The organism is Williamsia sp. z34 (assembly GCF_059553395.1).
On sequence record NZ_JCANWW010000003.1, the window covers coordinates 540,059 to 552,592 of the forward strand.

General features: G+C 64.3%; 10 protein-coding genes. 7 read left to right on the top strand and 3 right to left on the bottom strand.

All coding sequences use genetic code 11. The features are described from left to right. Positions 1-3 precede the first annotated feature (3 nt). Both AC51GT_RS11265 and AC51GT_RS11270 read right to left on the bottom strand, forming a co-directional pair. Entirely contained in the window at positions 4-1,437 is a 1,434-nt protein-coding gene (locus tag AC51GT_RS11265; RefSeq protein WP_496328795.1) for a dynamin family protein, read from the bottom strand. Next, entirely contained in the window at positions 1,434-3,266 is a 1,833-nt protein-coding gene (locus AC51GT_RS11270; protein WP_496328796.1) for a dynamin family protein, read from the bottom strand. Before AC51GT_RS11270 ends, AC51GT_RS11265 begins: the two co-directional genes overlap by 4 nt. Before the next feature lie 105 nt (positions 3,267-3,371). Here AC51GT_RS11270 and AC51GT_RS11275 point away from each other — a divergent pair, with 105 nt between their 5' ends. Next, the gene (locus tag AC51GT_RS11275) at positions 3,372-3,890 is read left to right on the top strand and encodes an RNA polymerase sigma factor (RefSeq protein ID WP_496324582.1); all 519 of its coding nucleotides are present in this window, start codon (positions 3,372-3,374) and stop codon (positions 3,888-3,890) included. Between the two features lie 91 nt (positions 3,891-3,981). Here AC51GT_RS11275 and AC51GT_RS11280 read toward each other — a convergent pair whose 3' ends face one another. Next, positions 3,982-4,287, bottom strand: coding sequence for a hypothetical protein (locus AC51GT_RS11280; RefSeq protein ID WP_496328797.1), 306 nt, complete (start codon positions 4,285-4,287; stop codon positions 3,982-3,984). 169 nt (positions 4,288-4,456) lie between these two features. Between AC51GT_RS11280 and glf the strand changes: the two genes are divergently transcribed. From glf to AC51GT_RS11310, 6 genes are all read left to right on the top strand, one after another. After that, positions 4,457-5,677 carry a UDP-galactopyranose mutase gene (glf, locus tag AC51GT_RS11285; protein WP_496324584.1) on the top strand — a complete coding sequence of 407 codons (1,221 nt, stop codon included), beginning with the start codon at positions 4,457-4,459 and terminating at the stop codon, positions 5,675-5,677. A gap of 20 nt (positions 5,678-5,697) precedes the next feature. Further along, the gene (locus tag AC51GT_RS11290) at positions 5,698-7,626 is read left to right on the top strand and encodes a glycosyltransferase (RefSeq protein ID WP_496324634.1); all 1,929 of its coding nucleotides are present in this window, start codon (positions 5,698-5,700) and stop codon (positions 7,624-7,626) included. Continuing rightward, on the top strand, positions 7,607-8,200 hold the full coding sequence (locus tag AC51GT_RS11295) for a phosphatase PAP2 family protein (protein ID WP_496328798.1): 594 nt from the start codon (positions 7,607-7,609) through the stop codon (positions 8,198-8,200). Before AC51GT_RS11290 ends, AC51GT_RS11295 begins: the two co-directional genes overlap by 20 nt. Next, complete coding sequence (locus AC51GT_RS11300; protein WP_496324586.1) at positions 8,197-9,123, top strand: decaprenyl-phosphate phosphoribosyltransferase; 927 nt, start codon at positions 8,197-8,199, stop codon at positions 9,121-9,123. Before AC51GT_RS11295 ends, AC51GT_RS11300 begins: the two co-directional genes overlap by 4 nt. Further along, a complete protein-coding gene (locus AC51GT_RS11305) occupies positions 9,110-11,050 on the top strand; it encodes an arabinofuranosyltransferase AftB family protein (protein WP_496328799.1) in 1,941 nt (646 codons plus the stop codon). The genes AC51GT_RS11300 and AC51GT_RS11305 overlap by 14 nt, the downstream gene beginning before the upstream one ends. 395 nt (positions 11,051-11,445) lie before the next feature. Further along, a complete protein-coding gene (locus AC51GT_RS11310; protein ID WP_496328800.1) occupies positions 11,446-12,420 on the top strand; it encodes an alpha/beta hydrolase in 975 nt (324 codons plus the stop codon). The last annotated feature ends 114 nt before the right edge of the window (positions 12,421-12,534 follow it).

Genomic DNA, 12,534 nt, shown 5'->3' on the forward strand with positions numbered 1-12,534 from the left:
CATCTAGACCGCGCGGCGCATCATCGAATAGGTGTGCAGCAGAACAGCAACGGCCTCCTCTTCGGCCGCCGAACCGCCGAGCAGTCCGGCGGCGTGCACCCGCCGCAGCCGCCGGTCGAGTTCGGCGACGATCGCGCTGCGGTCGGCGTGGGGCGGCAGCCCGACACGGCCACCGATCCCCGAGCCGACCAAGATCTGTCGGAGTTCACTCACCCAGGGTGATTCGGGATCGGTCTGCGTCAGAGAACCCAGCGCCTTGAACTCCGCCATCGTGTGGGCCTGAGGACTTCGGCGCACCTGGCGCAGGATCGACCTGATCTGTCCGTCGGCCGGATGGGACAGGGCCAGATGCTCGATCTCGGTGCAGGCCGCCACCGCCCGGGTGATCAGAATCGAACGGGTCAGGTTGACGTCGATGTTGGCGCGCAGCTCGTCGACCCGCGAATGTTGTTGCAACCAGGCGTTGACGGCGTGCGCGCCCCGGACGGCGACGCCACGCGCGTGCCGAAGGCCATACTCGCCCAACAGATCCAGCAATCGGTCGCGTTGTGCGTCGGTGCCGATCGCTGGCGTCGGGGATTCGAGCCAGCGCTCCAGCTGTAGATCGGAGAGTCCGGCGAGTGCGGCCAGCGCATCGGCGTCGGCTTCGGTGAACTGACCGGTGTGCGCGGTCTGGGCCAGCAGGCCCGCCACCGGTTGGACGGTGAGGAGACCGGCCGCCAACGACGCCGCGATGGCACCGGACCGCTTTTGCGCTTCCTCGATCGGATCGATATCGCCAAAAGCGCCCTCGCCGAGGATATCCGCCTTGGCCAGCACCCCGATCGTGTTGACCGCCGAGAAACCGAGGTCGTGCAAGAACTGCACCTCGTCGGCCCGGGGAGTGGCATCGAACAGAAAGATCGCCGCATCGGCGTTGACCGACGCCTCGCGGGTTTGTCCGAAGCCGTCGATCAACGCCCGGCGGGTGGCCTGTTCGTTGCCGGTCGTGATGGTTGCCAGACCCGGGGTGTCGATCAGGACCATGCTCTGCAACAACCGGCTGGGCAGGTAGCGGTTCAGGTATGCGATGTCCTCGGTCCGGACGCCCAGTTCGCCGACGCGGCCGTCGGTCAGCGGGGCCCCATGGCGATCACCTGCGATGGTCACCACCTCGGCGCGTGCGGGGGCTCCATCCTGATAGACCGCAACAACTTTGGTGCACTCGGTGGCGCCGGTGTCGGCGACCCGGTCGCCGATCAGCGCGTTGACCAGTGTCGACTTTCCGGCTTTGACCCGTCCGACGACCACCACCCGGGGCGGAGCCCACAGGTCATCCCGGATGCGTGCGGTGGCCTGAGCGAGGGGGCGGTCGATCTGTGCGATGTGGGCGAGAGCACCGGTCAATTGGTCGCGGAGGGCATGTGGCCGGGTGCGGCGGGCCGGTGGCCGGATCACAGTGGTGTGCTCGCCTTCTCGAGTCCGGCGATCGCGGCATCGAGCTGTTCGATGAGCGAGACGATCTCGGTCTGCCGACGCGTCAAAGCACGTACGCGCTTGTCCCTGGTCGCCTTGTCTTCCTTGGCGGCCTCGGCGCCGGCGTTGATCTGCTCGCTGATCTCCTCGGTCTGGGCGCGCAGGTGTCGGCGATAAGCCACCACGATCTCCGCGCGCGCGGTCGCGACCGTGCGCTCGATCACCCGCAGCGTCGATTTACTGGTGAGCCCCAACGTCTCCCGCAACCAGGTGATCAGGTGCGCGCGGCCGTTGCGCATCGCGCGGTATCCCAGGTTGACCGACAACCAGGCACCGCCGGCCACCAACCCGATCGGCAACACCACGGCCATCGCCAGACTCCCGAAGATCGCACCGCCGACCATGCCGCCGGTCAACAGGTTGGCGCCCATGAATCCCATCATCATCGCTCCGGGGTCCACCACGTCCTTCCATTTCTTCTGTACCTCAGGGGAATTGATGTCCTCGGCCACCAACGTCGCGGCCACCGAGTCCATGATGGCCTCCCATTGCTCGTCATTGCCGAACAGTTGCGCCACCACGTCGTGCAACGCCGAGGCGAAGGTGTCGAAGGACCGGGCACTGGCGGCCTGTAGGTCGGAGGTGATCGCTGCGGTGAACACCTGGGGTTGCTTGCGCAGCATCCCCCAGCCCTCACCGTTGATGCGTCCGGTCCAGTCTTCTTTGAGCCGGTTCAGGTCACCGTCCAACTGGGCGGTCGCCCGTTGCCGGGCCAGTGTGATGTCGCGCGACAGATGCTGGTCCCACTCGGTGCCGTGGTCGCGCAGGTCCTTTAGCCGGGCCTTCTTCTTGTTCAGGTCGTCGAGCGCCGACGAATCACCCTGGACCACTGCGATTTCCGTGTCGAGACGGGTCTTCATCCGGTGCATACCGCTGCGGCATACCTGCAACCCGTCGAGCATCGGAGAGATTTCCCCGTACGCCAGCAGTCCGTTGATCGCATCGCGGAGATCTTCGATCCCGGACGCGGCGAGTATCTCCTCGCGGTGCTCGGGGTCCTGGTCGAGCGCCGCCAGCGCCCGAGTGCCCGACACCCCGATCACGCTCGCGGTCCGGCCCAGCCGGCTGCGCACGATCGCGCGATTCTCGTCGGCGATGGTCCGCCAATTGCGGCGGTTCTTGTCGATCTTGGTCATCGCCACCACCACCGACCCGGAGGTCTCCGTGGCAGTCCGCAAGAACTCGACCTCGGGCGCGGTCAACGGCGCGGCGCTGTCGCAGACCATCACGATGGCCCCGGCCCGGCGGGCGGCGGTCAGGGCCAGGCGCGCGTGCCGGGGATCGAGACCGCCGGCACCGGGGGTGTCGACCAGTGTCAGCCCGGGTAGATGCAATGGATCGACGGCCACGACGGCTTCGGTGGGCAGGGCCTCGATGGTGGGGTCCTGCACGTGCTTGCCGCCCATCGTCACCCAGTCGGGCAGCTCGATCAGTGGGATCACTCGGTTCGAGTCCGGGAAATCCAGTCGCGCAGACCCGGCCGCCAGGGTCTCGTCCGGCGGTGCGAACCAGACGCTGGCGCTGGTGGTGATGTCGACACCGACCGGAGCCAGGGATCGTCCGAGCAATGCGTTGACCAGAGTGCTCTTGCCCCGCTTGACCTCGCCGACGAACACCACCGCACCCCCGGAGTCGGCGGCGTGAAAACGGGTCCGGGCAAGGTCGGCGGCCTTGGGTTGTCCGTATCTGCGCAGCGCCTCGGTGGCGGCGTCCAGCGCTTCGACCGCGTCGGTGTCGGCACGAGCGGTCACGATCACTCCCGGGTCATCGAGGGGCAGGGGTCGGGGGTCAGTCGAAGGGAGGGTTTCTCCACTGATGACTCTGCCGCATCCACCCTGGTCTGCGACATTGATCAAGTGACTGACACGAGCGAGCGCGACCTGGTTTTGCGCAGCCAAGACGGCGATCAAGCGGCCTTTGGTGAGCTGGTCACCCGGAACCGGGATCAGATCTGGGCGGTATGCCTGCGGATCACCGCCAACAAATACGACGCCGAGGATGCGCTGCAGGACGCGCTGATCGCCGGCTGGCAGAACATCGGCAAATTCCGTGGCGATTCGAAGTTCACCAGCTGGATGTACCGGATCGCTGCCAACGCGGCGCTGGCCGTCATCCGCAAGCGGCTCGACACCTCGGCCGACGGCCCGCCGGAGTTCGAATCCCTGGCACCGCGGGTCGATGCCCAGGTCGCCGATGTCGACCGCGTGCGGGCAGCCCTGGCGCTGCTACCGCTGGAGTTCCGCGAGGCCATCGTCCTGCGTGAGTTCGGTGATCTGACCTATCAGGAGATCGCCGACCAGCAAGGTGTTGGTGTGCAAACCGTCAAGAGCCGCATCAACCGGGCTCGGGCCAAGCTCCTCGAAACCCTCTCCTGACGGCCCCCCACCCCCGATGATGTGCCCTTTTGGCGGTGCCCACCTGGGCTTTTGGTCGCCAAAAGGGCACATCATCGGGGGGCGGGCGGGGTCAGGCGAGGAGGTCGTCTCCCGGGGTGTGTTCGTCAGCGGGGAGGGGATCTGTGTGGTCGGACGGGTCGGTGTCGGGATCATCACTGCCGAAGTCATCGGTGGTATCGCCGACAAAGAGGTCGTCCACGGGGTCGTCTGGATCGTCCGGGAGTGTGCTCTCGGTCTCTGGAAGCAGGTCCTCGAAGCCGGGGCCGGTGTGGTCGAATGCTGCTTCGAGGGTCTGGTCGAAGACCGCCGGATCAACCTGGTCCTGTGCCGCGATCTGGGAGAAGATCCCGTCGAGCTGGTCATCTGGGCTGGTCACGGTACTTCTCCTGGGTCGTGGGGGTGTCCGCCGAAAAGAAGGGTCGCCGGTTTGTCAGTGATGGGAGTCGGGCCGACCCCGAAATGTTCCCGCACGGTCATGACATGTTTGTGGGCGTACCTGCCCGGCGAATCGGAGTAGCTCGACGGTTCGGTTACCCTGAACACCCGTGACCCCCCTCAAAACCAGCCCAGATGCCGCGTCCGGCTACGACCTCTTCGTGGTCGGATCGGGATTTTACGGACTGACTGTTGCAGAACGGGTGGCCACCGAGCTCGGCAAACGTGTCCTGGTCATCGACCGGCGTCACCATCTCGGCGGCAATGCGTATTCCGAACCCGAACCCACCACCGGGATCGAGATCCACAAGTACGGCGCCCACCTGTTCCACACCTCGAACAAGAAGGTGTGGGACTACGTCAACAAGTTCACCGACTTCACCGGGTACCAGCATCGCGTCTTCGCCATGTACCAGGGACAGGCCTATCAGTTCCCGATGGGCCTGGGTCTGGTCTCGCAGTTCTTCGGCCGCTATTTCACACCGGACGAGGCCCGCGCGCTGATCGCCGAGCAGTCCAGTGAGATCGAAACCGCCAAGGCGGCGAACCTCGAAGAGAAGGCCATCAGCCTGATCGGCCGCCCTCTCTATGAGGCGTTCGTGAAGCATTACACGGCCAAGCAGTGGCAGACCGACCCGAAGGAGCTGCCGGCGGCGAACATCGCCCGGCTCCCGGTGCGATACACCTTTGACAACCGCTACTTCAACGACACCTACGAGGGCCTGCCGACGGACGGTTACACCGCCTGGCTCGAGAACATGGCAGCGAGCGACCTCATCGATGTGCGTCTGGAGACCGACTGGTTCGACGTCCGCGACGAGTTGCGGGCCCAGAGTCCCGACGCCCCGGTGGTCTACACCGGACCCCTCGACCGCTACTTCGACTACGCCGACGGCGAACTCGGCTGGCGAACACTCGACTTCGAGACCGAGGTACTCGACACCGGCGATTTCCAGGGAACGCCGGTGATGAACTACAACGATGCGGACGTCCCGTACACCCGCATCCACGAGTTCCGGCACTTCCATCCCGAGCGCGATTACCCGACCGACAAGACGGTCATCATGCGCGAGTACAGCCGCTTCGCCGAGAACGACGACGAGCCGTACTACCCGATCAACACACCTGAGGATCGCGAGAAGCTCAATGCTTATCGCGCGCGGGCGAATGCCGAGACGGCTTCGTCGAAGGTGCTGTTCGGTGGCCGTTTGGGCACCTATCAGTACCTCGACATGCACATGGCAATCGCCAGCGCCCTGACGATGTACGAGAACACGCTTGCGCCGCACCTGAAGTCCGGTGCGCCACTGGCGACAGAGGTGGAACAGTGACCGGGACAACAACAGCGACAGTGACAACGGAAGCCGAGCAGTCACAGAGCCCGCAGACACACGACGCGGCAAAAACCTTGCTGCAACGCGTGATTCTCCCGCGACAGGGTGAACCGCTGGACGTCCGGTCGCTCTACCTGGTGGAGTCCGAGAACAACGCTCGACGCGCACATGCGCCGACCCGGACCTCGGTGCTGCTCGGTGCCGAGTCCGAGGTGAGCTTCCTGACCTACTTCAATGCTTTCGCAGCGTCGTACTGGCGCCGTTGGAGCATCCTGAAGTCCGTTGTGTTGCGGATCGAGGTGACCGGCGCCTGCCGCGTCGACGTTTATCGGTCGAAGATCGATGGATCCCGTATCGCGGTCGACGGCAACCTGGTTCCGATCGATGAAAACGGTGACGGTGTCATCGAATTCGAGGTCGGCCTCGAGCCGTTCGAAGACGGTGGCTGGATCTGGTTCGACATCACCACCGACACCGATGTCGAGGTGCGCGCCGCCGGTTGGTACGCCCCGATCGACGCACCGACCGGTCCGGAGACCAAGCGGGTGACCATCGGTATCCCGACGTTCAACCGTCCCACCGATGCGGTGAATGCGCTGCGCGCCTTGACTTCTGACCCTTTGGTCGACGAGGTCATCGACGCGGTGATGATGCCCGATCAGGGCACCAAGGCGGTCAAGGACGAGCCCGGATACGCCGAGGCCGCTGCTGCGCTCGGTGACCGGTTGCACATGTTCAAGCAGGGCAATCTCGGTGGCTCGGGCGGTTATTCGCGCATCATGTACGAGGCGCTCAAGCAGACCGACAGCCCGTACGTGCTCTACATGGACGACGACATCAGCATCGAGCCGGATTCGATCCTGCGGGCGCTGGCGCTGTCGCGATTCGCAAAGTCGCCGATGCTCGTCGGCGGCCAGATGCTCAACCTGCAGGACCGCAGTCACCTGCACTGCATGGGTGAGGTAATCGACCACAGCAACTTCATGTGGACCAGTGCGCCGTACGTCGAGTACGACCACGACTTCGCCGAGTACCCCTTGCGGGACCGGGAGAATTCCAAGAATCTGCACCGGCGCATCGACGTCGACGGCAACGGCTGGTGGATGTGCATGATCCCGCGGGAGACCGCGGAGAAGATCGGCCTGCCGATGCCGCTGTTCATCAAGTGGGACGACTGGGAATACGCACTGCGCGCAGCCAAGGCCGGATATCCGACCGCCACCATTCCGGGTATTGCCATCTGGCACATGGCCTGGAGTGACAAGGACGACGCCATCGACTGGCAGGCGTACTTCCATCTGCGCAACCGACTGGTGGTCGCTTCGATCCACCACGAGGGTTCGATCTCCGGGATCCTGAAGTCGATGGCAAAGGCCACCGCCAAACATCTTCTGTGCCTTGAGTATTCGACGGTGGCAATCCAGAACGAAGCCATCCGCGACTTCCTGGCCGGGCCGGAACACGTCCGCGACCTGCTACCCACCGCGCTGCCGAAGATCGCGGCGATGCGCAAGCAGTACCCCGATGCGGTGGTCCTGCCCTCTGCCACCGAGTTGCCTCGGACCACCGGCGAGGCAACAGGTTTCGGGATGAGCATTCCGACGAACCCGATCACCAAGATTCGGTCGCTCAGTGCCAGCGTGGTGAACAACCTACGTCCGGCCGATCCGCGTCATCACGAGGTCCCGCAAGCCAATTACCCTCCGCTGCAGGCGCGTTGGTTCAGCCTCGGCCGCGTCGACGGGGTCACTGTGACCACCGCCGACGGTCGCGGAGTGGTCTACCGTCAGCGGGACCGAGACAAGATGATCGCCCTGGCCAAAGAGTCAGCTGCCCTGATCAAGGAACTCCGCGCTCGCTTCCCCGAGATGCGGGAAACCTACCGATCCGCGCATGCGGACCTGACCAGTAAAGAAAGCTGGGAGCGTGTCTTCGGAATCGATTGAGGTCGAGTGCAGTCCCATCGGTGCAGTGCGTGGCGAGACCAAGATTCTGGTCGGGATCCAGCGTGCGCTGATCAACAAGCCGGGAGCAGTGAGCGCGGCCCGGGGGCTCTCGCATTTCGGTGAGCACTCGCTGGGCTGGCTGGCGATTGCCGGTGCTGGGGTGGCTGTTTCGACTGCGCGTGGTGACATCGAGGGCCGCAACCGATGGGCGATCGCCGGAGTGGGCGCCTTTGGTGCGCACGCCGCGTCGGTGGTCATCAAACGTGTCGTCCGCCGGAAGCGTCCACATCACCCCGACATCAAGATCGGTGTGTCGACACCGAGCAAACTGAGCTTTCCGTCCTCGCACGCCACCTCGACCACCGCCGCGGCGATCCTCATCGGACGGGCGGCCGGACTGAACCGGACTGTGCTGCCCGCGGTCATCGTGCCGCCGATGTTGATGTCACGACTGGTCCTGGGCGTGCATTACCCGACCGATGTGATCGGTGGAGCGCTGATCGGTGCCACCTGTGCGGCCGCGCTGACCACAGGTGAAAGACTGATCCGAACCGAGAACCGAGGAGTGCAGTGAGCGAGGAGCCGATCGAGCACGGCGCGTTGCGTGGCCCGCCGAAGAATTTGGCAACCGGCCTGGTCAAGGCCGTCAGGCCACGGCAATGGGTGAAGAACCTTCTGGTGTTGGCCGCACCGCTGGCCGCGGGGGCGGTCGACGAGGGTGATGTCCTGGCGCGGACCGCGATCGCGTTCGTCGCGTTCTGTCTGGTGGCGTCGTGTGTCTACCTGATCAACGACGCACTCGACGTCGAGGCGGATCGCAATCATCCCACCAAGCGGTTCCGTCCGATCGCGGCCGGAGTGGTTCCGGTGCCGCTGGCCTTCGCGCTGGCGGCCGTCCTGGGCGCGGTATCCATCGGCATCTCGTTCCTGGCGAACTGGCAGCTCGCGGTTGTCATCGGCGTCTACCTGGTGATCCAGCTCGGCTATTGCTTCGGACTCAAGCACGAACCGGTCATCGACATCTGCATCGTCTCGTCCGGCTTCCTGCTGCGCGCCATCGCCGGTGGCGTGGCGGCGGAACTGCCCGAGGGTCTGTCGAAGTGGTTCCTGTTGGTCATGACGTTCGGGTCGCTCTTCATGGCGGCGGGCAAGCGGTACGCCGAGCTCCAGTTGGTCGAACGCACCGGCGCCAAGATCCGTAAGAGCCTCGAGTACTACACAACGACGTACCTGCGATTCGTGTGGACGCTGTCGGCGACCGCCGTCGTTCTCTGTTACGGCATGTGGGCGTTCGACGCCGACAGCGGACATGACGACAACGTCTGGTATGCCCTGTCGATGGTGCCTTTCACCATCGCAATCCTTCGCTACGCCGTGGATGTTGACGGTGGTCAAGCGGGCGAACCCGAAGAAATCGCGCTCGGCGACCGTGTTCTCCAGCTGCTGGCCATTGCCTGGTTAGTATGCGTGGGTGTCGCGGTCTATGCCATCAGTTGAACCAACGGTTTTGGGCCGCAGGATCAATCCGGCCACGATCTCACTGTCCATCAGTGCGGTCGTGGTCGGCGTCATATTCGGTTACGGAGCATGGCAGCGTCGCTGGATCGCCGACGACGGACTGATCGTCCTCCGGACGGTTCGCAACCTGCTGGCCGGCAATGGGCCGGTCTTCAACAAGGGTGAGCGGGTCGAGGCGAACACCTCGACGCTGTGGACCTACCTGATCTGGTTCTGGAGTTGGGTGACCGACGCCCGCACCGAGTACGTGGTGTTGTGGATCGCGCTCGTTCTCTCGGTCGTGGCCGTCCCGTTGGCGATGTACGGAACCGGGCGGCTGTACCGCATCGACAAGGGCCACGGCGCGGTCAATCGCGGCGCGATGTTGCTGCTCCCGCTCGGGGCGCTGGTCTACATCGCCCTCCCGCCGGCCCGCGACTTCGCCACCAGCGGTCTCGAGACCTCGCTCTGCATCTTCTGGGCCGCCCTGTTGTGGTGCCAGCTGGTGGCGTGGAGTCAGCGACAGACCCCGTCCGGACGCCTCGACCGGAAACAGACCAGCACCACACTGGTCCTCGGATTCACGGCCGGCCTGGCACCGCTGATCCGGCCGGAGCTGACGCTTGTCGGTGGCTGCGCGCTGTTGCTGGTGGTCTGCGCACCGATGACGTGGCGGATGCGGCTGGCGTTCGCAGCGGTGGCCGGCCTGCTCCCGGTGGCCTACCAGATCTTCCGGATGGGCTACTACGGCCTGCTGGTCCCCAACACTGCGGTGGCCAAAGACGCCAGCGGCTCGAAGTTCGAACAGGGCTTCCGCTACCTCGGCAACATGTTCACCCCTTATCTGTTGCTGCTGCCGCTCATCGTCGCGGTGATCGCGGCCGCGGTGGCCTGGTTCCTGCGCAGTCGGCAGGTCGATTCCACCGCCGATCGCGACCGCGAGGACCAGGACCGAGGATGGCGGGCGCGGACCGCGATGGTCAGCCGCAGTCTTCAGACCCCGACCGCCGTCGTCGCCCTGATCATCGTCACCGGATTGGTCGAGGCGCTCTACTGGGTTCGCCAGGGCGGCGACTTCATGCACGCGAGGGTGCTGCTCGTTCCGCTGTTCTTGCTGATGCTCCCGGTGATGGTGATCCCGATCGTCATCCCGACCGCGTTGGGTCGCGACCAGATCGTCGGCTGGGTCGGTGCCGGGGTGATGACCGGTCTGTGGGTGACGACCGTGGCGTGGGCCGTTTCCACCTCGTACGTCGCCGGTATGACGAACGGCACGGAGATCGGCCGCGGTGGCATCGTCGATGAGCGGCGCTATTACATCCAGAACATCGGTGTCGAGCACCCGATCACGGCCGAGGACTACCTGGGCTATCCGAGGGTCCGGGCGATGGTCGAATCGATCGCCGAGCACCAGGACACCGGTGGAGTGCTGCTGCCTTCTCCGAACTACAACGAGTGGTACTTCGATCCGCTGCCGGTGCCGCCCCCGGACAATGTGGTCAAGCAGCTCACCGTGTACTACCTCAACCTGGGTATGACCAGCATGAATGCACCGCTCGACGTCCGGGTCATCGACCAGATGGGTCTGGCATACCCGATTGCTGCCCATTCGGATCGACTCCCGGATGGACGGATCGGTCATGACAAGGATCTGGACCCGGAGTGGGTGGTCGCCGAATCCGGCGTGTATCCGCGATACCCGGTGTTGCCGCCGTTCATCAGTCAGGACGGGGTCAGGCAGGCTCAGGTGGCGCTCACCTGTAAGCCCACCGAGGATCTGATCGCCTCGTACTCGGCGCCGTGGACGTTCGAGCGATTCCGGCACAACGTGCGGCAGGCGGCAGGCTTCACGTCGTACCGAATCGACCGCAACCCGCTGTACGAACTGCAGCGGTGCAACCTGCCGATCCCACCCCCCGTTTCCTGATCGTGACAATCAGAATCTGTGGGCTCGCCCAATCGTTACCTGAAAGTTATCTGTGAATGTGAGCGTCAGGGCAGGTGGGGCGACTGAGCTGGGAATGTGACCCAAAGCAAGGTCTCGGAACTGTAACGCCGGGTTTTACAGGCACGATAGTCATCGAGAACCTGAATTTGGGCAGGTCGCAAGGTCGTTCCGGGCGTGATGAATCCAGTCGTAGGGTTTGTCAGGCAAGGGCCTATCCAATAGGCTCCCTTCGTTGCCGGAGTGCGGGACCCATGTGTCGCCGGCTGTGTAACAGCTGAGGGACCTTGGTCCATCGGAGAGTCCTCGTGGCCGATTGTTTTCCAAGGCACCCCAGCCATTGGCTGCGGTGCTGGACAGAAAGAGAGTTTCATTCGATGCGCGTACGCAGACCTTTCGGGCGAGCGGGATTCGGCAAGCGACTTGTCGCTGCCTTCGCCGCACTGGCGACCATCTCCGGAGTCGGTGTGGTTGCCGGTACCGGTACCGCCGGCGCCTGGGGCTCCTACAGCGGTTTCCAGGAGTTCCGAGTCGATGGCTGTGGGATGCCCGGGGGAGTGAAGGTCCGTTCGTGGACCAAGCCCGGCAACTACAAGACAGTTGTCCTGCTCGACGGCCTGCGTGCAACGAATGACGTCAGCGGCTGGGAACACGAGACCAACGTGCAGAGCATGGTCGACCGCGGCGTCAACGTGGTCATGCCTGTCGGTGGTGCCGCGAGCTTCTACAGCGACTGGAATGCACCGAGCAATTTCAACGGTCAGACCTTCACGTACAAGTGGAACTGCGTCATCTCGGACACCCTGCCCCGGGCCTTGGCCAACCGCGGCATGATCCCGTCCGGAAAGCTCGCCATCGCCGGCATCTCGATGGGTGGTAACGCTGCCCTCGTTGTCGCCGCGAACAACAAGAACTGGTACTCGCACGCCTTCTCTTTGTCCGGTTACCTGAACCTGTCGGCTCCGGGCATGAAGTCGGCCATCCGCGTGGCTCTTCTCGACGCCGACGGCGGACCGTGGAATGTCGACAGCATGTGGGGCGCACCATGGAGCACCCGCTGGTACGACAACGACCCGTTCGTGCAGATCACCAAGATGCATGGCCTGAATGTTCGCGTCGGCTCCGGTACCGGTATCCCGGGTGCGCACAACGTCAACGAGAATTTGGTCAGTATCGTGCAGGGCGTGCCGCTCGAAACACTTTCGCTGGCGCAGACCCGTGCCTTCGAGGTCCAGGCCTTCGTCAACCGTGTCAAGCTCACCACCGATTACCCGCTCCAGGGCACTCACGCGTGGGGCTACTGGCAGGACATGATGTGGCGCGCACTGCAGCAGGGATGGTTCCGCGGATAGTTCGACCGTGACCCTCTGGTCACAAAAATCACACCAGTAACAGGTGTGGCAACCTCAAAACCGAACGCCCTACGTGTATGAAACACGTAGGGCGTTCTGTTTTTTGTTGATGTA